This is a genomic window from Amycolatopsis sp. NBC_01488 (genome assembly GCF_036227105.1).
Classification (GTDB): domain Bacteria; phylum Actinomycetota; class Actinomycetes; order Mycobacteriales; family Pseudonocardiaceae; genus Amycolatopsis.
The window spans coordinates 8,606,670-8,625,924 of record NZ_CP109434.1; the positions used below are offsets into that span (position 1 = coordinate 8,606,670).

16 protein-coding genes are annotated in these 19,255 nt (G+C 72.8%); 6 read left to right on the forward strand and 10 right to left on the reverse strand.

The annotated features are described in order from the left end of the window. Nucleotides 1-130 precede the first annotated feature (130 nt). The 7 genes from OG738_RS40425 to OG738_RS40455 form a co-directional block, all read right to left on the reverse strand. The gene (locus tag OG738_RS40425) at nucleotides 131-1,000 is read right to left on the reverse strand and encodes an oxygenase MpaB family protein (protein WP_329049029.1); all 870 of its coding nucleotides are present in this window, start codon (nucleotides 998-1,000) and stop codon (nucleotides 131-133) included. A 174-nt stretch (nucleotides 1,001-1,174) separates the two neighbouring features. Beyond that, nucleotides 1,175-1,819 (reverse strand): phosphate signaling complex protein PhoU, encoded by a 645-nt coding sequence (gene phoU / locus OG738_RS40430; RefSeq protein WP_329049031.1) that lies wholly within the window; start codon nucleotides 1,817-1,819, stop codon nucleotides 1,175-1,177. Between the two features lie 211 nt (nucleotides 1,820-2,030). Then, nucleotides 2,031-2,747, reverse strand: a complete 717-nt coding sequence (locus OG738_RS40435) for a hypothetical protein (RefSeq protein ID WP_329049032.1) — start codon at nucleotides 2,745-2,747, stop codon at nucleotides 2,031-2,033. A gap of 325 nt (nucleotides 2,748-3,072) precedes the next feature. Further along, entirely contained in the window at nucleotides 3,073-4,332 is a 1,260-nt protein-coding gene (locus tag OG738_RS40440; protein ID WP_329049033.1) for a serine/threonine-protein kinase, read from the reverse strand. Between the two features lie 321 nt (nucleotides 4,333-4,653). Beyond that, nucleotides 4,654-5,115 (reverse strand): NUDIX hydrolase, encoded by a 462-nt coding sequence (locus OG738_RS40445; RefSeq protein ID WP_329049034.1) that lies wholly within the window; start codon nucleotides 5,113-5,115, stop codon nucleotides 4,654-4,656. A gap of 231 nt (nucleotides 5,116-5,346) precedes the next feature. Continuing rightward, complete coding sequence (locus OG738_RS40450) at nucleotides 5,347-6,513, reverse strand: MFS transporter (RefSeq protein ID WP_329049036.1); 1,167 nt, start codon at nucleotides 6,511-6,513, stop codon at nucleotides 5,347-5,349. 559 nt (nucleotides 6,514-7,072) lie between these two features. Then, entirely contained in the window at nucleotides 7,073-7,405 is a 333-nt protein-coding gene (locus OG738_RS40455; RefSeq protein WP_329049037.1) for a Sec-independent protein translocase TatB, read from the reverse strand. A 114-nt stretch (nucleotides 7,406-7,519) separates the two neighbouring features. Between OG738_RS40455 and OG738_RS40460 the strand changes: the two genes are divergently transcribed. The 5 genes from OG738_RS40460 to OG738_RS40480 all read left to right on the forward strand — a co-directional run bounded on the left by OG738_RS40460 (nucleotide 7,520) and on the right by OG738_RS40480 (nucleotide 15,323). Beyond that, nucleotides 7,520-8,293, forward strand: a complete 774-nt coding sequence (locus OG738_RS40460; protein WP_329049038.1) for a polysaccharide deacetylase family protein — start codon at nucleotides 7,520-7,522, stop codon at nucleotides 8,291-8,293. 3 nt (nucleotides 8,294-8,296) lie between these two features. Continuing rightward, on the forward strand, nucleotides 8,297-9,487 hold the full coding sequence (locus tag OG738_RS40465) for a YVTN family beta-propeller repeat protein (RefSeq protein WP_329049039.1): 1,191 nt from the start codon (nucleotides 8,297-8,299) through the stop codon (nucleotides 9,485-9,487). Nucleotides 9,488-9,606: 119 nt separating this feature from the next. Then, the gene (locus OG738_RS40470; RefSeq protein ID WP_329049040.1) at nucleotides 9,607-10,113 is read left to right on the forward strand and encodes an SET domain-containing protein-lysine N-methyltransferase; all 507 of its coding nucleotides are present in this window, start codon (nucleotides 9,607-9,609) and stop codon (nucleotides 10,111-10,113) included. Between the two features lie 2 nt (nucleotides 10,114-10,115). Further along, nucleotides 10,116-14,258, forward strand: coding sequence for a non-ribosomal peptide synthetase (locus OG738_RS40475; protein WP_329049041.1), 4,143 nt, complete (start codon nucleotides 10,116-10,118; stop codon nucleotides 14,256-14,258). A gap of 102 nt (nucleotides 14,259-14,360) precedes the next feature. Continuing rightward, nucleotides 14,361-15,323 (forward strand): hypothetical protein, encoded by a 963-nt coding sequence (locus OG738_RS40480; protein ID WP_329049042.1) that lies wholly within the window; start codon nucleotides 14,361-14,363, stop codon nucleotides 15,321-15,323. Nucleotides 15,324-15,336: 13 nt separating this feature from the next. Here OG738_RS40480 and OG738_RS40485 read toward each other — a convergent pair whose 3' ends face one another. The 3 genes from OG738_RS40485 to OG738_RS40495 all read right to left on the reverse strand — a co-directional run bounded on the left by OG738_RS40485 (nucleotide 15,337) and on the right by OG738_RS40495 (nucleotide 17,924). Continuing rightward, nucleotides 15,337-16,761: an amidase gene (locus OG738_RS40485; RefSeq protein ID WP_329049043.1), complete on the reverse strand. Its 1,425-nt coding sequence runs from the start codon at nucleotides 16,759-16,761 to the stop codon at nucleotides 15,337-15,339. A gap of 225 nt (nucleotides 16,762-16,986) precedes the next feature. Beyond that, nucleotides 16,987-17,418, reverse strand: coding sequence for a hypothetical protein (locus OG738_RS40490; RefSeq protein WP_329049044.1), 432 nt, complete (start codon nucleotides 17,416-17,418; stop codon nucleotides 16,987-16,989). A gap of 131 nt (nucleotides 17,419-17,549) precedes the next feature. After that, nucleotides 17,550-17,924 carry a winged helix-turn-helix transcriptional regulator gene (locus tag OG738_RS40495; RefSeq protein ID WP_329049045.1) on the reverse strand — a complete coding sequence of 125 codons (375 nt, stop codon included), beginning with the start codon at nucleotides 17,922-17,924 and terminating at the stop codon, nucleotides 17,550-17,552. Between the two features lie 71 nt (nucleotides 17,925-17,995). Here OG738_RS40495 and OG738_RS40500 point away from each other — a divergent pair, with 71 nt between their 5' ends. Further along, a complete protein-coding gene (locus tag OG738_RS40500; protein WP_329049046.1) occupies nucleotides 17,996-18,922 on the forward strand; it encodes an NADP-dependent oxidoreductase in 927 nt (308 codons plus the stop codon). Nucleotides 18,923-19,255 lie beyond the last annotated feature (333 nt).

A 19,255-nucleotide genomic window follows, 5' to 3' on the forward strand; every position in this document is an offset into this window, starting at 1 on the left:
CCGGCACATGCTAAGCAGTCGGTCAGTGGCCATTATGGCCGATGCCCCCATGCTCTCAAGCCGACGCACGTCACACCGGACGACTACGCACCGCGCCCCTTCGATCACGCCGGATCGATGCTGAACGGCCTCACCCGGTGGCGGGCAGGGGCGCGGCCATCGCCCAGCGGACGGCCTTGACCAGCGAACTTCCGGCCAAGCGGACCGCCGTGGCCTCCGCCAGCGGCGCGTACGGCACCCGCAGCTTCGGCCGCGTCCACGCCGGCAGCATGCCGACCGCCGAGGCGGCCAGCACGGCGTACGGCACCCGCGCGGCCCACGGGATCGGCGGGGTCAGGAGCAGGAACCGCGCCGCCTGCCGCGCCTGCGCGGTGCCGTGCAGCTCCGGCCGGTACGCCGTGAGAGCGTCGTCGAGCTCCGAGCGCGTCCGGGGTGGTTCGGGCACCCCGAGCTTGCGGGCGATCACCGCCGTCTCGGCGAGGTAGCGGTCGCAGCCGTCCTCGTCGAGCGGGTTCGCGCCATAACGCTGGTGGGCGCGCAGGAAGCTGTCGACCTCGGCGATGTGCACCCAGGTGAGCAGGTGCGGGTCGGCGGCCCGGTACCGCCGGCCGTCCGGCGCGACCCCGGCCACCCGGCCGTGGACGGCCCGGACCACCGAGACGGCTTCCTCGGCGTCGTCGGCCGTGCCGAACGTCGTCACCGCGAGGAACGTGCTGGTGCGCTGCAGCCGGCCCCACGGGTCGCCGCGGTACCCGGAGTGCGCGGCCACGGCGGCCATCGCCAGCGGGTGCAGCGACTGCAGGAGCAGCGCGCGCAGGCCGCCGACGAACATCGCGGTGTCCCCGTGCACCCGCCGGATCGGGCTGTCCGGCTCGAACCACCGCGGTCCGGGGCTGTCGTGGATGCGAGCCCGGGCGCGGGGACCGTCCGGGCCGGCCACCCGCGCGAAGAGGGCGTCCCGCACCCGGGCGCGGATCTCCGGCGGTGAGAGCGTCGCCATCCCCGCAGTCTAGCTGCAGTTTTCCCGGTGGGCCGCCGGCGAACGGCTTCCGCTACGCCGGCACCAGCGGGGTACAGCGCGGCCGCCGGCTCCTTCGCGGCCACGCAGCTCCTCGGGTTCGGGCGCGGACTGTCCTCTTCGGACCGGACACCGCGAAGCAGCCGGACGCGGAGCTCAGACCGGAATGGCCCCGGACTCGGCGAACTCCAGCCGTTTCGCCACGGAGACGGTCTGGTCGGCGAACCGTTCGTAGAACCGCGCCAGCAGCGCGAGGCTGGTCGCGGACTGCACGCCGTGCGGCCATTCGTCCTTGGTGATCTCGCGCAGGACGTCGGCGTGCAGGGCGTCGACGATGTGATCGGTCTCGTTCAGCTCCGAATACGCGCCGGCCGCCTCGCCCGAGATCCGGGCGGCGAGCCGATCGACCATCCCGGCCGCGGTGGTGCTCATGTCGGCGAACACGGGGGCCAGCTCGGCCGGCACGGCCCGGTCGGGGTGGGTGAAGCGCGTGGTGTCGGCGATGTGCGCGGCGAGGTCACCCATCCGCTCGAACTTTTCGGCGCAATAGATCACGGCGAGGATCGTGCGCAGATCCCCGGCGACCGGTGCCTGCAGCGCGAGCAACGACTGGGCGTGCGCTTCGCATTCGGTGCGCGCCCGATCCAGGTCGTCGTCGGCGCCGAGAACTCGCTCGGCCAGCGGCAGGTCGGCGGTCAGCAACGCCGTACTGGCACGGCGCATGGATTCCGCCGCCAGCCGGCACATCGACGTCAGCTGGTCACCGAGTTCCGCCAATTCGTCGTGGAACTTTTCGCGCATCCGGCCAGTATAGGGCTATTTTCCACGAAGAAGGACGCGTATTCGGGGCATTCTCCCGAAGGAAACACCGCCACGGCAGGCAATGATCAATGAATGCGTCGAGCCCGCCGATCCGCGACCTCCCGCGCCGGCTCGCTCGTCCACTGTGGACTGTCGACGGGCGTATGAACGGGGCGCCACCTGATGGCGGCGCCCCGTCCGGCCGGTCGGTCTAGCGGGCCTTGTGCTCGGTCTTGCCCTTGTCCGCGGCCGCGTGGCCGTTGGTGCCGTTGGCCGGCTTCGGGGACGCGGGCTTCTCCGCGGCCGGCTTCGGCGCCGGCTTCGCGGGCGTCGGCGGGACGGCCTGATCAGCAGGCGTCACGACCTTGTCGGCCGGCACCGGAGCCGGCTTCGTGTTCTCCTCCGCCAGCGGGTTGGACCGCTTGACCTGCACGACGGCCACCACCGCGGCGGCCACCGCGCCGAGGGCCAGCAGCCACGGCCAGCGAGACCGGCGGCCGCGGTCGCCGCGCGCCACGTTCTTCGCTTCCTCCAGCGCCACCGCCAGGTCGCGCTTCGCCGTCGCGACGGCCTTGCGCCGCTTGCGGTTCGACTCGTTCGCCGAGCCCGCCACGGTCGCGATCGCCTGCGCCGCCTTGCGGCCGGGGTCGCGCAGCTTCACCGCGCGGGCCAGCACCTCGTCCCGGGCGGCGACCGAGTGCTTCAGCACGTCCCGGCGCGACGACCGGGTGCTCTTGTCGAAGTCCTTGGTCGCCGAGCGGCCGACCTTCGCGAGCTCGTCCGCGCCCTCGGTCAGCTTGCGATCGGTGATCTCCACCGCCCGCGTGGCCGCGGCCACCCCCACCCGTGCCGCCTCGGCGGCGAGATCCCGGACGCCGGCCGCGGCCGTCTTCACCGATCGCCCGACCGGAGCATCGCCCTGGCTCATGTGATCACCTCTCACTAGTCCTGCAGGCAGGGCCTGCTCAGCCTCACACCAGTGGGCTACCCACCAAACGGCCGTCCGGAACCTCGGACCACTCTTCGGTGTCGGTCAGGCCCGCACGTCGGGCAGGCTCTCGCCGCGCTGCAGGCGCCACGCGTCGCCGGATCCGGCGCGGGCCGTCGCGGTCGGCGGGCGACGCCCGGACAGCGAGCCAGAGCGAGTCCGACCCGACCCAGCCGCACGACGAGATGCCGCGCTGGGCGCACAGCGCTCCGCGACTCCGCGAACAGCTGCCGCGGTCGGCGTGCGACACCCGACCGGCGGGCCGTCAGTGGCCGGTCTGGCCCTTTCCCTTCACCGGGCCGTTGCCCTTGGTCTTGCCCTTGGCCTTGCCGTTCTCCGGGCCCGTGGCGTGCACGGCGCCCGAGGTGGCGGGCGGGGGCAGCGGCACCGCCGCGAGCCCCGGGGTCACCGACGCCCCGCCCTGCGACGACCCCATCAGCACGGTCGTCACCGGCGCCGACGCGGACACCGGCGTCGACGGGACCGTGCTGCTCGGGACCACCGATCCGGCCACGGGCTGCTCGCCCGCGTCGGGGCCCGCGACGTCCGGGCGCGTGAGCAGCACGGCGAGCACCACGGCGGTGCCCGCGGTCACGAGACCTCCGGCCGCGACCAGCTTCCGCCGCCGCGTGGGCGCCGGGGCCGGCTCCCGCAGCAGCTCCAGGATCTCACCGGCCGCGGGGCGATCCGCGGGTTCGCGGGCGGTCATCCGTTCGAGGGTGCGGGCCAGCGGTGCGGGCAGACCGGCGGGCACGCGGGGCGGCCGGTGCAGCCGCGCCGTCGCCGACTCGGCCAGCGTGCCCGGGTATTCGCGCTCGGCGGTCAGGCACTCCAGCAGGATCAGGCCGAGCGCGTAGACGTCGGCCGCCGGGCCGGCCCGCTCGCCGACGACCTGCTCCGGGGCCAGGTACGCGGCCGTGCCGGTCACCAGGCCGGTGCCGGTGACGTGCGTCGAATCCAGCTCGTGCGCGATGCCGAAGTCGGAGATCAGCGGGCCGTCGCCGCCGAGCAGGACGTTGGCGGGCTTGAGGTCCCGGTGCACGACCCGCCGGTCGTGGACGTGGGCCAGCGCTTCGGCGAGCTGGGCGGCCAGCTCGGTCACCTGCTCGACCGGCAGCGGCCCGCCGAGCAGGCGCTGCGCGAGGTTCTCCCCCGCCACCAGCTGCATCACCAGGTAGGGCCGGTCGCCGTCGGTGCCGCTGTCGAACAGGGCGACGACCCGGGGGTGGTCGATGCTGGCCTGGATGGTCTTCTCCCGCGCCCGGCGCAGCTGTTCGACGGCCACCGCGCCCCGGTCGTACACCTTGACCGCGACGTCCCGGCGCATCCGCCGGTCGAACGCCTGGTAGACGCGGGCCGTGCCGCCGCTGCCGATCAGGCCGCCGATCTCGTAGCGCCCGGCGATCACCTCCGGCGGCTCGTCGCGGGCCCACCACGGCCCGACTCCGGCGACGTCCAGCGAGTACCGGGGCGAGGTGGCGGCGCCGTCACCGGCGTGCGCGCCGTCCGCTGTTCCGGAATGCACGAGGAGCGACCTCCGCAAGCAGAGTGCGAAACCGGCCGCGAGGCTCGGCGCTGGGCTACGGCTGCTGGACTGAACCGCGGAATGCGGACCCACTCTACGCCCGGACCCGGGTCCGCGGGCTGGTGCTGTGCCCCTCCCGACAACGGCGTTTGGCGGTCCCGCCCAGCGGGAACCTGGTCCGCCCGGCCGACAATCGGCGGTGGGCGCCAACGCCGGGCCCCGCGGTGGGCGAAGCGCGCCGGCGTAGCAGCGGTGACCAGTCCCAGCACGAACATCAGGACTCCGGCGCGAGGCCGAGCACCGCGGTGTTCTCGACGGCGGTCACGCCGGCCGGGGCGACCGCTTGACGTAGTCGTCCACGATCGGGCGCTCCGGGCCGATGACGTCGTCCGGGAGCCGGTCCGGTTCGAAGAACTCGTACCCGGAGATCTCCACCCCGTCCACGTGCACCACCGGGGCGTTCACCCGCGTGACGAACGCGGCCGTCACGTTGTGCACCTCGTCGCCGTGCGGGTAGCGGTAGTAGTACTCCGGTCCGGCGTAGACGCCGAACAGCTCGAGCTCCCCGATCACGAGCCCGATCTCCTCCCGCACCTCGCGGCGGCCGGCGTCCTCGAAGGACTCCCCCGGGTCCAGGAAGCCGCCCGGCAGGCCCCAGTCGCCGCTCTCCGCGCGGGTGACCAGCAGGAGCCGGTCCCGCTCGTCGACGACCAGCACGGAGGTGCCGGGCAGGATCAGCGGCCGGGTCCCGACCAGGGCGCGCAGTTCGGCGATGTAGTTCATGGTGCCCCTCGTTCGGCCGCGGCGGCGAACCGGCTTCCACCGGCAGGTGATCACGACGATAGCGTGGCCGGATCCCGTGGTCGTCGCACTCGGGGAAAGCGGGCCAGGAGATCGAGTACGGGGACTGAGCGGCGACCGTGACGGGGCGGTCGGGTCGGCATGGAGGCGTCCCGCATCGGCGCCTCCGATCGCCACTGTCCTAAGTGGAGTAGGTGGGCCCGGCCAGCCCCGTCAAGCACCGACCTCGGGAATCTCCTGCCCGGGCCGCAGCGGGACCTTCGGGACGATTCGCCGGGGCCGGCGCGGGAACGGGATCACCGTGGCCCGGTGGGCCACCGTCACGTGGCCGCTGGCCGCCTGGCCGAGCAGGATCGCCAGGACCAGCAGCAGCGGTGTCCGCCAGCCGCCCGTGTGCGTGTGCAGCCAGCCGCAGGCCAGCACGCCGAAGCCCGCCATCACGTAGCCCACGCCCTGGACCGAGGCGGACAGTGAGAGCGAGCTGTCCTTGCTGCGCAACGAGATCGTCGTCAGGGCGAACGCGAGCGAACCCATGCCCATGCCGGTCGCGGCGGCCCACGCCCACGGTGCCGCCGCGGGGGCGAGGAGCAGGCCGGCCACGCCGACCACGTTGGGCGCGGCCAAGGCGGCCACGAGCAGGGTCTGGTTGCGCCACCGGCGCGTCCAGCCGGGGACCAGCCACATCATCGGCAGCCCCATGGCCATCGACACCGCGAGGCACGCGCCCGCGGTCGTCGGCGAGACACCCGCGTCACGCAGGATTCCGGGTAGCCAGCCCATGACGAGGAAGGTCACCGTCGAGATCAGTCCGAAGTGGATGGTCAGCGCCGTGGCCCGGACCGGGCGCGAGGCCGGCCGCGGCTCCAGGAACTCGCCGGTCGTGCGCCGCCACACCAGGTGGGCCAGCAGGGCCACCAGCGCCCACCACCCCAGGCCGGCCCGCCACGACGACGACAGCACCGCCGCCGGGGTGATCAGCGCGCCGGCCGTGCTGCCCAGCCCGAGACCGAGCGGGTAGGCGGCGGATCCCTTGGCCAGCAGGGGAAGCACGGTGCCGAGCACGGCGATGGACAGGCACGCCAGCGCCGTCCCGGCCAGGAGCGGCACCGCGCCGCCGAGGACCCGCCCGGCCAGCGCCGCCGCCAGGCCGAGGAGGGACAAGGTGACCGTCCGGTGCGTTCCGACGCGGCCGCACAGCCACGGTGTCGCCCGGCCACCGAGGCCGATCGCCCACAGGGGCAGCGCGACGAGGATCGCGGCGATCAGGGAACCGGCGACGGAGATGTCCGGGAGAGCCGCGCCCAGGCTCGTCACGGCCGGCCTCAGGTTGAGGGCCACTACGAAGATCACGGCGGTGGAAACGGTGGTGGCACGGGACATCGCCCCTCCTCGGCCTCGACGTCCGGAGCGGCGAGCCCAATCAAGCCCCCGCTTCGGCGGAATTGCTTCGGCATCCACGAACGAACGTGCATCGGCACACTTTCCGATCGGTACACGGACCGGCCGGAGGGTCGACTCGAGGAGGCGGAGATTCCGCCTGAACGACAAGGAGGGCGGGCTGCGGCACGATTTCCGGCCATCGCCCGATACGATTTCGCCCGACCCGCACGTGCTGTGAACGAGTCGGACGACAATGCGGCGTTTTCGCCGCTAGAACAGCGATCGTGGAACTTTGAGTTTGCCCGTGAACAATTTACCTCGGGGCACACGGTCCATACTAGATCCGGAGCATGACACGCAGGTTGCGGTTGAGTAACCGCTCTCACCCGGTCACGCACAGAGCGTGACGTAGTCTCAGTGACCGCTTTCCGGATTTCGTACCAACACCGGCCCGTAGCCGGACCGAGAAACGGCAATCACCTTTGTGGACGCCTGATTCCGGCGCCGGGAACCCGCACCACGCGACCTCACCGAACCACAGTCCGCACCGGAGTCGCGCTCAGGTGGCCTCGGAATCGACGGGCGGGCGCTCGCCCGGGCTCAGTCCGACCGACGGCGGTGCGGCGGGGCCGTCGTCCAGGAGGTGGCGCCGCAGCGCCGTCCGGGGGTCGAAGTCGCGCAGCGCCTGGAGGTCCTGCAGCGGCTTGCGCAGCTGCTGGAACTCCGGGCCCAGCTCGGCCTCCAGCCGTTGCTGTGCGCCGGTGGCGAACTCGCGCGCCCGGCGCGCGGAACGGGCCACCGTGGCCACCGCGCCGGGCAGCCGTTCGGGCCCGAGGACGAACAACGCCGCCACCAGCAGGATCACCAGATGTTCCAGGCTCAGACCGAACACCGCGCGGACCGTACCCCGCGGACGCTGAGACCGTCCGGCTTTCTCAGCGTCCTCACAGCGAAGTTGCGACAGGGTGCGGGTGCGGCAGCGTCCCTCCGAGAATCGAGACCGGTTTTGAACGACCCCCTCACCCGCCGTGGCCTCTTCGGCTTCGCGCTGGGTGCCGCCGCGCTGACGGCGTGCTCGGCCCCCTCGCCGTCGCCCGCTCCGGACCCCGGCTCCGCGAGCCGTCCGCCGGCCACGACGACGCCGTCCGTGACGTCGGCCCCGGCGTCGCCGCCGCCGTCCGGCCCGGCCACCGAGGTGAGCCGCGCGACCTCCGGACGGCCCCAGGTCGCGCTGACCTTCCACGGCGCCGGCGACCTCCAGGTCACCCGCGAGGTGCTCGACGTCGTGCACCAGCACGGCGCGCGGATCACCGTGCTCGCCGTCGGGACCTGGCTCGCCGCCCACCCCGACGCCGCCCGCATGGTGCGCGACGGCGGGCACGAGCTGGGCAACCACACCTGGAGCCACCCGGCGCTGTCGGGGTACGCGGCGGAGCCGATGTACGCCGAAATCCAGCGCTGCCGCGACAAGCTCGTCGAGCTCACCGGGTCCCCGGGCGGCTTCTTCCGCCAGTCCCAGGGCCAGCACGCCACCCCGCGCGAGCTCGCCGAAGCCGGGCACGCCGGCTACGCGAAGGTGCTCTCCTACGACGTCGACTCCCTGGACTGGACCGACCCCGGGCCCGCCGCCATCCGGGCGGCGGTGGCGAAGGCCCGCGCGGGCAGCGTGGTGAGCATGCACCTGGGCCACCCCGGCACCGTCGCCGCGCTGCCCGGCATCCTCGCCGACCTCGCCGGCCGCGGCCTCACGCCGGTCACCGCGTCCGAGCTGCTGGCGTAGCCGATGCGCCTCCTGCCCGCTCTCGCCGTCGTCGCCGTGCTCGCCACCGGCTGCTCGTCGGGAGGCAGCGACCCGATGCCCGGCATGCCCGGGATGACCGACCCGCCGCCGGCCGGGCTCCCGCACGAGAGCACCCCGCCCGTGCCGGGCCTGAACCCGCTGCCCGGCATGCCCGCCGTCCCCGACCCGCACGACGTGGACGCCGCCGCCGGGCCCGGCATGCTCTCCCCCGCCGTCGCCGCGGACAAGCCGCTGGTCTACGTGCCCCACAGCGGGTCCGGTGACGTGTGGGTGATCGACCCGGCCACCTTCCAGGTCGTCGCGAAGTACCCGGCGGGCAAGGAACTTCAGCACGTCGTGCCCTCGTGGGACCTGCGCACCCTCTACGCCACCGACGACCGCGGCGACCACGTCCTGCCCTTCGACCCGCGGACGGGGCAGCCGGGCAAGCCGTTCCCCGTCGTCGACCCGTACAACATGTACTTCACCCCCGACGGCCGGTACGCGATCTCGGTGGCGGAACGGCTGCGCAAGCTGGTCTGGTACGACCCGCACACGTGGCAGGTCCACGACGAGACCCCCGCTCCGGACTGCGCGGGCATCGACCACGCCGACTTCTCCCCCGACGGCCGCACCGCCGTCTTCACCTGCGAGTTCGCCGGCCGCGTCGCGGTCGTGGACGTGCCGAGCCACCGGCTGACGCGGATGATCGACATGCCGCACCGCAACACCCGCATGGGCCCGCAGGACATCAAGCTCGCTCCCGACGGCTCGGTGTACTACATCGCCGACTCCGACGCGAACGGCCTCTGGGTCCTCGACGGCGCCGCGACGCACGTCCTCCGCTTCATCCCCACCGGTCACGGAGCCCACGGCCTCTACCTGTCCCGAGACGCGAAACAGCTCTACGTCACCAACCGCCACGAAGGAAGCGTCAGCGTCCTGGACGCCCACACCGGCGCGCCGGTCACGACCTGGCGCCTGCCCGGCGGCGGCAGCCCCGACATGGGCAACGTCACCGCCGACGGCACCCAGCTGTGGCTGTCCGGGCGTTACGACAAGGTCGTGTACGTCCTGTCCACCAAGGACGGCTCACTGATCCGGAAGATCCCCGTCGGCAGCGAACCGCACGGGCTGTGCGTCTGGCCGCAGCCCGGCCGCTACTCCCTCGGGCACACCGGCATCACCCGCTGACCCGGTCCGTAGCAGAAGGTCGTTGAGAGCTTCCTGAGAGCGCGGCGACCCGCGGGCGTGAACTCTCGGCGGCCGGTTCACGTGACCCCGGGTAGACGATCAACCCCAGGAGGTCACCCATGACCGAAACCATCGAGGTACGGCGCGCGGCCGTCGTCCGCAGCGACGGCGAGTACCGGCTCGTGACGAACGAGGCGGTCCCGGCCGGCACGCTGCTGTTCACCCTTGAGGGGGAGCTGACGGCGACGCCGACCCGCTACACCGTCCAGCTGGACGCGGACCGCCACGTCGACATGCCCGCGGGGTCGCCGCTCGAGGAGGTGCTGGACCGCTACTACTGGCGGTTCATGAACCACGCCTGCGAGCCGACGGCGGTGATCCGCGACCGGTCGGTGCTCAGCCTGCGCCCGATCCCGGCGTGGTCGCAGATCACCTTCCACTACGCCAGCACCGAGTACGACATGGCCGAGCCCTTCGCGTGCGAGTGCGGCAGCGGCCGCTGCGACGGCGTCATCCAGGGCTTCCGGCACCTGGCCCGGGAGCGGCGCGAGGAGCTGCGCTCGCTGCTTTCGCCGTACCTGCTGGCCGTGCTCGACGGCCGGATCGCCGAACCCGTCGGGGTGTGACGGTGAGCGAGGCGCTCCAGCCGGCCGAACCCGCCCTCCTCTACCAGTTCTTCGAGCAGTCGGCGCGGCGGTGGCCGGGAGCGGTCGCCCTCGACGTCCCGCCGTCCGGCGGCCGGCCTCGGCGCACCGTCACCTACGGCGACCTGCACCGGCGGTCCTCGGCCGTGGCGCGCGCGGTGCACCGGGCGGTGCGGCGGCCGGGGATCGTCGCGATCCTGTTGTCCCGCACCACCGAAGCCCTCTACCTCGCGCAGCTCGGCGTCCTGCGGTCCGGTTCGGCCTACGTCTGCCTCGACCCGTCGTTCCCCGACGAGCAGCTGGCCCACATCCTCGGCGACGCCGCGCCGGCGTTGCTCGTCACCGACCGGGCCGGGCACGAACGGGCCACGCGGGCCGGCTACACCGGCGCGGTGCAGCGCGTCGACCGACCGGCCGAGCCCTCGGCCCAGGCGGTCATCGCTCCCGCGGCGCCGCCGGGGCTGGCCTACGTCATCTACACCTCGGGCACCACCGGCAAGCCGAAGGGCGTGCTCGTCGGGCACCGCGGGGTGGTCAACCTGATCCGGTCGGACGTCGCGGAGTTCCGGCTCGGCCCCGGCGACCGCGTCGCGCAGGGCTCCTCCCCGGCCTACGACTCCTCGGTCGAAGAAGCGTGGATGGCGTGGGCGTGCGGCGCCACCGTCGTGGTGCTGGACGACGAGACCGCGCGACTGGGTCCCGACCTGGTGCCGTGGCTGCGGCGCGAACGCGTCACCGTGCTGTGCCCGCCGCCGACCCTGCTGCGCGCGACCGCGTGCGAGGACCCGCGGCGGGAGCTGCCCGACCTGCGCCTGCTCTACGTCGGCGGGGAGGCGCTGCCCGCCGACGTCGCGGAGCGCTGGGCGCCGGGCCGCCGGATGGTCAACGGCTACGGGCCGACCGAGTGCACGGTGACCTGCCTGCGCGCCGACGTCGAGCCCGGAAAGCCGGTCGCCATCGGCAAGCCGGTGCCCGGCATGCGGGCCTGGGTGCTCGACGAACGGCTGGAGCCCGTCAAGCCCGGGGAGAAGGGCGAGCTGTGCATGAGCGGCCCGGGCCTGGCGCTCGGCTACCACGCCAAGCCGGAGCTGACGGCGGAGAAGTTCCCGCGGCACCCGCGGCTCGGGCGGCTCTACCGCACCGGCGACCTCGTGCACGCCGAACCGGACGGCACGCTCTTCTACCACGGCCGCATCGACTCCCAGGTCAAGCTGCGCGGCTACCGGATCGAGCTGGAGGCGATCGAGGCGTCGCTGGCGCGGTTCCCCGGCGTGCGGGAGGCGGCGTGCCGGGTCCAGGGCGAAGGCGCGGGGCAGGTCATCGCCGCACACCTCGTGCCGGACGGCGCCATGCCCGATCCGGCCGTGCTCAAGGACCACCTGCGCACTGCCCTGCCCGCCTACATGATCCCGGCGGTCTTCGGGGCGGCGGACACGCTGCCGCGCAGCGCCGGCGGCAAGCTGCGCCGCGACGACCTGCCGGTCCTGGCCACCGGGCGGCGCCACGCCGTCAAGACCGCCGGCACCGCGACCGAGGAGTTCATCGCCGACGCCCTGCGCGAAGTGTTCGGGACCACGGACATCGGGGCCGACGACGACTTCTTCGACGACCTCGGCGGCAGCTCGCTGCAGGCGGCGATGCTCATCTCGAAGCTGCGCGGCAACCCGCTCACCGAGGCCATCGCCGTCCGGGACGTCTACAGCGCCCGCACGGTGGCCGGGCTCGCGAAGCTCGCCGCCCCCGCGGTCCACGACGAGCTGGACGCGGTCGCGGCACCGGCGCGCGGCGCGATCGCCGTCACCGCGGCGCAAGCGGCCTGGTTGCTGGCCGAGCTGGCGATCGCCGCGCCGATCGGCTACTTCGCCGTGTTCCTCGCGCTCCCCTGGCTGGCCGAGCGGATCGGGCTGGTCCCGCTGATCGTCCTGCTCCCGATCGCGGCACTGGTGGCCGGGTTCGGCTGGACGCCGGTGGCCGTGTTCCTCGCCGTCCGCGCGAAACGGGTGCTCATCGGCAAGTTCGAGCCGACGCGGATGCCGGTGTGGAGCGGGTTCCACCTGCGGCTGTGGATCGTGCGGCACCTACTGCGGTTCGTGCCGTGGGGAACCATCGCCGGCACCGAGTTCCAGAACATCGCCCTGCGTTCGCTCGGCGCCCGGATCGGCAAGCGCGTGCACATCCACCGCGGCGTCGACGTCGTCCAGGGCGGCTGGGACCTGCTCGACATCGGCGACGACGCCACCATCGCCCAAGACGCCTCGCTCGGCCTGGTGCAGCTGTCCGAGGGGCACCTGACGATCGGGCGGATCACCGTCGCGGGCGGGGCCACCGTCGACGTCCGCGCGGGCATGTCCCCGAACACCCGGCTCGGCCGCGGATCCTGGCTGGCCGCGTTGTCGTCGCTGCCGTCCGGCACCGCGGTGCCGGACGGGCGCCGCTGGGACGGCGTCCCGGCGCACGACGCGGGCCCCGCACCCCGCGCACCGGTCCCGGTCTTCACGGGCAGCATGCTCTCGCCGTTCGCGCACGGGCTCGCGACCGTCGCGGCGCGGGCGGCCTTCGCCTGGCTGTTCGCCCTCCCGTTCTCGGCGGTCATGATCGCGCTGGTGCTGACCTTCCACGTCACGTACCCGTCCCTGCTCGACGCGCTCACCCAGCCGTGGGCACACCTGGAGTTCCTGCTCGTCCTCGCCGTGGCGACCTGCCTGTCGCTGCTGGTGTCGGTGTGGTGCGAGGCACTCAGCGCCCGGCTGCTCGGCCGCGTCGGCGACGGGGTCATCAGCCGCTGGAGCCTCGCCTACCTCCGGATCGGGCTGAAGACGGGTCTGGTCACCACGGCCGGGAACTGGCTGTCCGGTGGGCTGTTCTGGCCGGTGTGGCTGCGCTGGGCGGGGATGAAGGTGGGGCGCGGCTGCGAGATCAGCACGATCATCGACGTCGTCCCGGAACTGGTCGAGATCGGCCAGGACACGTTCTTCGCCGACGGCATCTACCTCGGCGGCCCCCGCATCCAGCAGGGCACGGTCACCCTGGCACCGGTCCGCCTCGGCCACGACACCTTCCTCGGCAACCACGCCGTCGTCCCGGCCGGCCAACGCCTCCCCCCGGACATCCTGATCGGCGTGTGCACGGTCGCCGACGACCGCGTCATGCGGCCCGGCACGTCGTGGTTCGGCCACCCGCCGATGTTGTTGCCGCGCCGGGAGATCGTGGAAACCGACCGCGGCCTCACCCACGACCCGTCGTTCGCGCGGGTCGTCACGCGGGTGTTCTGGGAGTGGCTGCGGTTCGCGCTGCCGGTCGTGCCCCTGGCCGTCATGACGGCCTGGTTCACCGGAATCGCTTACGTCGCGCGGATTCTGCCGCTGCCCGCCGTCCTCTTCCCGGGCGCCGCCGTCGTCACGCTGGCGAGTGCGATCCTGCCGTGCCTGATCGTGCTCGCGCTGAAGTGGGGCCTGCTCGGCCGGGTCAAGCCGGGCGTGCATCCGTTGTGGTCCTGCTGGTGCAGCCGGTGGGACTTTCTCTACGTCGCTTGGGGGGTCATCGCTTCCGGCGTGCTGTCGGCGTTCGAGGGCACGTTGATGCTGCCCCTGTACCTGCGCCGCATGGGCATGCGCATCGGCAAGCGCGTGGTGCTCGGCGAGGGTTTCGCCCAGGTCGTCGACCCGGACATGCTGCACTTCGGCGACGGTGCGACGGTCAGCGCGATGTTCCAGGCCCACACGTTCGAGGACCGCGTCCTCAAGATCGACCACGTCCACGTGGGCGCCCATTCGACCCTCGCCCACGGCACGGTCCCGTTGTACGGCGCCGAAATCGGCGAGCACACGTACGTCGCGCCGCACAGCGTGATCATGAAGCAGGAGCATCTGCTGCCGCGGCTGCGGTATGCGGGCGTGCCGACGAAGGAGCAGAAAGCCCCCTCGCCGAGGGCGAATCCCGAGCCGCCGACGCAGCCGCTTCGCCAGGCCAGGCGGGTGAAGGCGGACCCGGTGCCGCCGACGCAGGCATTCTGGCAGTTCGACCGGACGTTCGCCGTCCCCGGCGAACAACCGGCCAGGCAGCCGCGGGCGGGCCGTCACCGAGCGGGACACTCCCCGCACGGACGTGCCGACGTCCCGATCACCTGACCTCGTTCATCGGACACCACTCCGACTGGGGACGGTGAACTCGGCGGGATCGGGTAGTCCTACTCACGCGCCACGGGCCGGGGACGGCCTACCGTGCTCGACGTGGATGATCACGAGGTCGAGCCGGCCGGGCCCCGGACGAGCGGGAAGGGGCCGGCCCGCCGGTGCGGAACGGCCGCGACCGTGGGCGCCGCGCTGAGCCTGGTCTGGCTGACGGTGACGAACACCGCTTCCCTGGACGCCGCGCTGTCCCGCGCCGAACTGGGAGCCTTGGGCATCGTGGTCTGGGGGCTACCGGCCGGGGCGTTGCTGGCCTGGCCGCTGCTGTGGGCGGCCGGGGTGAGGCGGGCCGGGCTGGTCGCGCTGCTCGCCCCTGTTCCCGTGGTGGCACTGTGGCATCTACTGGACCTGTTCTGGCTTGACGCCGCGGGGCGCGACGGACGGCTCGGCGCCTGGCCGCTGCCGGTCCTCACGGCTGCGGGGTACGCGGCGGCCGCGCTGGCCACCGCGCCCGGAGTCCGGCTTCGGTGGTGGCGGCCGGCGGTCTCGGCCGCGATGGCGGCCATGGTCGTGGTGGCCGTCGCGGTGACCGGGCCGGCGCAGTCCCGGCAAGCGAACGACCAGCTCGAGGGTCGGCTGCGCGCCTTCGGCCATCCGCTGTATGCCCCGGACCTGCCGGGGTTCCGCCTCGTCAACGCCGGTACCAGCGGCACGCTCGGAGCCGGCCTCACGTTCTACTACCAGCTGTGGTCGACGGACGCACACGGGCGTCAGCTCGAGGTGCGGGCGGAGCAGACGACCGTGCCGGCGGGCTTCGACCCGCCGACCGACTGCCGAGCCGTCCTCACGATTCGGACCGAGGCTGTGCCCTGCGCCTTGGTCGCTCCCGAGGTCTGGTCGATCGACCGGACCGGGTACCGGCTGGACGTCGCCCGCCGGGACGACCAGCTGATCCGGCTCAGCTCGGCCGGCGACGTGTCCGACAACGCCCTGCTCGAGGCCGCGACCAGCCTGCGCGAGCGGCCGGCCGGCTATTTCTCCGGGATTTCGGCCGGCCAGGGCTGAGGACGGCGACGCCCTACTTCGGTGCCCGGAAGCCGCCGGTCTTCGGCTCGAGCAGTTCGGCCAGCCGCAGCGGGGTGCGGTCCTCGAACATCGGGCCGACGAGCTGCACCCCGACCGGGAGGCCCTCGGGGGACCGGCCCGCGGGGACGGCGGTGGCGGGCAGGCCGGGCATGGTGGCCAGGCCGGCCCAGACGAGCTGGTCGAAGTACGGGTACTCGACGCCGTCGATGTCGATGCGCCGTTCCAGCGGCTGGGGGTGGTGGTCGTGCGGGAACGCGGGTGTCGGCGTGATCGGGCACACCACGGCGTCGAACTCGGCGAACAGCTGCCGCCAGCCGTGGCGGTGGACCTCGCGGCGGTTGTTCGCCTCCAGCCAGTCGCGGTGGCTGAACCCCATGGCGCGCAGCCGCACGGCGTCCAGGCTCCGGTCGTCCGCGCTCTCGTACGCTGCGACGGGAAAACGCGCGACGGAGCCGGAAATCAGCAACTGCATGTACAGCGTCGCGGCTTCGGTCAGATCGGGCAGCAGCGGGCTGTGCCGTTCGACGTGGGCGCCGCCGTCGACGAGCGCGGCGGCCACCCGGTCCACGCCCGCCCGCACGGCGGGCCCGGTCGGGATGAGCGGATGTTCGTCGAGGACCAGGACCCGGAAATCGTGGAGCCGCTCGTGGCGGGCGGGCGGCAGTGCCAGCCGGTGCGCCACGCCGAGCGTCAGCGGGTCCGGTCCGGCCATGACGTCGAGCAGGAGCGCGAGATCGCGGGCGCTGCGCGCCATCGGTCCGACGACGGCGAGGTCGAGGTCGACCGGCAACGCCGGCTCGGACGGCGGGACCATGCCGCGGTTGGCCGCCAGCCCGAGCGTCGGCTTGTGCGCGTAGACGCCGCAGAAATGCGCGGGGGTGCGCAGCGAGCCGCCGATGTCGGAGCCGATGGACAGCGCGCCGAACCCGGACGCCAGGGCCGCCGCCGACCCGCCGGAGGACCCGCCCGGCGTGCGACCGCGGTCCCACGGGTTGGTGGTGGTGCCGTAGATCTCGTTGAAGCTCTGGATGTCCTGCAACCCCAACGGCACATTCGTCTTGCCGAGCACCACCGCGCCCGCGGCCTTGAGCCGCGACACCTGCACCGCGTCCTCGGCCGGCACGTAGTCGCGGTGGGCCGGCATGCCCCAGGTCGTCGGCAGGCCGGCGATGTCGTAGGACTCCTTGACCGTCACCGGAACGCCGAGCAGCGGCCGGTCCTCACCCCGCGCGCGGGCCTGGTCGGCCCCGCGCGCGGCGGCCCGCGCCCGGTCGAAGTCCGGCACGCAGATCGCGTTGATCACCTCGTCGTCGCGCTCGATCCGGGCGATCGCCTCGTCGGTCAGTTCCACCGATGTCACCGCGCCGGCGCGCAACGCGGCAACGAGTTCTTCGGCCGTCTGAAAGCTCCATTCCATGAATGCGAAGCTAGCGACCGGCCACCGAGGACACGAAATTCCGGTTCGCGCAACGACAAGAACGAACGGGCCGCCTTCACCGCGCTCTTTCTGCCTCCGAAGGTGGCCCGCCGCAGGTCACGGGCCTACCGTGGGGCAATTCCCTCCGCGCAGGCCAGGAAATGCCGCATCGTGCAACAGGATGGACGTCTCAATTCCGGTCGACGGGCCGGATCGACCGCGGCTCTAGTTCGGCTGCTGCTGGGGGTGACCAGGCGGGGTGTAGCCGGGCGGCGGGATATCCGGCTGGGCGGCCATCGGGTACGGCGCGAAGCCGGGTTGCCGCGGCGGGCGGCCGCTCTTGACGACCGCGATCGCGACCAGGAGCCAGGAAAGCACGACGAGGACGTCGAGCGGGATGCGCACCGCCAGGAAGATCAAGGTGATTTCGTCGAAGCTCAGCCGGCTGGACCTCATCCAGGACGGCGCGTCCAACGACACGTACTGCCACGCGATGCCCGCCGTAGTCGTGACGACCATGACGAGGAAGGCGCCCACCATCAGGCCGGAGACTCCCCGGGCGCGTCCCTTGACCGAAAAGATCAGGCCGAGCACGCCCACCAGGAGCAGCAGCACCCGCGGGACGGTCTCGATGCTCGCCAACGCAAGGGGTGACATGCTGCCCTCCAAGGCTTTCCGTCCGAGCTCGAGACGTCCGAGCGCCGATCCTATTCGGTGCCGCCGCCCCGCGCGGTGCTTTCGGCGAATGGCCAACGGTTCCAGCGCCTGATGCCGCGTCGGACGCTGGATCAGCAGCCTGACAGCTCGGGATCGGCGTCGAGCGCGTCGAGCACCGCGTTGCCGTTCGCCTTCGCCCACTCGGTCAGGCTGCGGATCGGATCGGTCAGCGTCTCCCCGAGCGGGGTGAGCTCGTACTCGACGCGGGGCGGCACCTCGTCATACGCGTGGCGGCGGACGAGTCCGTGCGCCTCGAGCCGCCGGAGCGTCTGGGTGAGCACCTTGCGCGAGATGCCGCCGATCAGCTCGACCAGCTCGCCGTGGCGCACCGGGCCCTTGCTGAGGCCGGCGAGCACGACCACCGTCCACTTGTCGGCGATCAGCTCCACCGTCAGCCGCGCCGGACAGTCGGCGAGAAAGGGGTCACCGGGACCGAAACCGCTCATGACACAAAGGTACCTGGGGGTTCCTGTCGGAAACCTAATCTGGGGTTCTCCCACCCAGAACCAGGAGAGTCATGCGAGTCATCAGCCAGCACAAGCTCGGCGGTCCCGAGGTGTTCACCATCGTGGACGCGCCCGCGCCCCGGCCCCTGCCGACCGAGGTCGCTGTCCGGGTCAAGGCGATCGGGCTGAACCCGCTCGAGGCGCGCCTGCGCGCCGGCGAGTTCCCGCTGCTCGGCCGGCCGCCGTTCGTCCTCGGCTGGGACATCAGCGGCGTGGTCGACCAGGCGCAGACCTGGCGGTTCCGGCCGGGCGACGAAGTGTTCGGAATGCCGCTGTTCCCCCGGCCGGCGAGCGCGTACGCCGAAGTCGTGTCGGCGCCGGCGTTGCACCTGGTGCGCAAGCCGGCGTCGCTCTCCCACGTCGAGGCGGCCGCGTTGCCGATCGTCGGGCTGACGGCGTGGCAGGGCCTCGTCGACCTCGGCCGTGTGACCGAGGGCGACCGAGTCCTGATCCACGGCGGTGGCGGCGGAGTCGGCCACGTCGCGATCCAGATCGCGAAGGCGTTCGGCGCACACGTGATCACCACCGCCGGCGGGAGCAAGCGGAAGTTCGTCGAGGGGTGCGGTGCCGACGAGGTGATCGACTACACGAGCGTCGACTTCGCCGAGGCGGTCCGCGACATCGACCTCGTGCTCGACACGCTCGGCGGCGACACCGTCGAGCGGTCGCTCGGAATCCTCCGCCCCGGCGGTCACCTGGTGACGGCGGTCGCCGAGGAGGACTCTGAGCTCGCCGCCGAGTTCGAGGCGGCCGGCATGCGCTTCAGCGGCATCGCGGTCGACCCCGATCCGGTCGCCCTGCGAGGCCTCGTCGAGCTGGTCGACCAGGGCAGGCTCCGGGTCCACGTGGAGAAGACGTTCCCGTTCGAGCGCGTCGCCGACGCGCACCGGCTGCTCGACGGCGGTCATCTCCGGGGCAAGCTCGTCCTCACCGTCTGATCCCGTCCGTCGGCGGCGACCGGAACGTCGGTCGCCGCCCGGATCGCCCGGGCGATTTCCTCAGCGGTCGCGTCCACGGTGTGGGTGAACGGCCGGCCCACGAACGCCACCACCCGGTACCGACCCTGCGCCACGAATACAGCCGGCGCGGCCGAAGCCGGCTGATCCGCACCTGCGCCGACCACGGCACCGGCAACACGACGCCGAGCGCCGGCAGCCGGCCCCTGATCGACGGTCTCACCAGCAACGCCCCCGAGGAGTCCACGTCCGCCCCTCCGTTCTGCACGACTTCGCGGACGGCCCGATTGACGAAGGACAAATGCACGGGTTTCG

What these genes read in the sequence shown, in the direction of transcription:
- OG738_RS40500 (WP_329049046.1), top strand. Translation starts at nt 17,996, where the DNA reads ATGCGAGTCATCAGCCAGCACAAGCTCGGCGGTCCCGAGGTGTTCACC.
- phoU (WP_329049031.1), bottom strand. Translation starts at nt 1,819, where the DNA reads ATGCGCGAAAAGTTCCACGACGAATTGGCGGAACTCGGTGACCAGCTG.
- OG738_RS40445 (WP_329049034.1), bottom strand. Translation starts at nt 5,115, where the DNA reads ATGAACTACATCGCCGAACTGCGCGCCCTGGTCGGGACCCGGCCGCTG.
- OG738_RS40425 (WP_329049029.1), bottom strand. Translation starts at nt 1,000, where the DNA reads ATGGCGACGCTCTCACCGCCGGAGATCCGCGCCCGGGTGCGGGACGCC.
- OG738_RS40465 (WP_329049039.1), top strand. Translation starts at nt 8,297, where the DNA reads ATGCGCCTCCTGCCCGCTCTCGCCGTCGTCGCCGTGCTCGCCACCGGC.
- OG738_RS40495 (WP_329049045.1), bottom strand. Translation starts at nt 17,924, where the DNA reads ATGAGCGGTTTCGGTCCCGGTGACCCCTTTCTCGCCGACTGTCCGGCG.
- OG738_RS40490 (WP_329049044.1), bottom strand. Translation starts at nt 17,418, where the DNA reads ATGTCACCCCTTGCGTTGGCGAGCATCGAGACCGTCCCGCGGGTGCTG.
- OG738_RS40435 (WP_329049032.1), bottom strand. Translation starts at nt 2,747, where the DNA reads ATGAGCCAGGGCGATGCTCCGGTCGGGCGATCGGTGAAGACGGCCGCG.
- OG738_RS40485 (WP_329049043.1), bottom strand. Translation starts at nt 16,761, where the DNA reads ATGGAATGGAGCTTTCAGACGGCCGAAGAACTCGTTGCCGCGTTGCGC.
- OG738_RS40450 (WP_329049036.1), bottom strand. Translation starts at nt 6,513, where the DNA reads ATGTCCCGTGCCACCACCGTTTCCACCGCCGTGATCTTCGTAGTGGCC.
- OG738_RS40470 (WP_329049040.1), top strand. Translation starts at nt 9,607, where the DNA reads ATGACCGAAACCATCGAGGTACGGCGCGCGGCCGTCGTCCGCAGCGAC.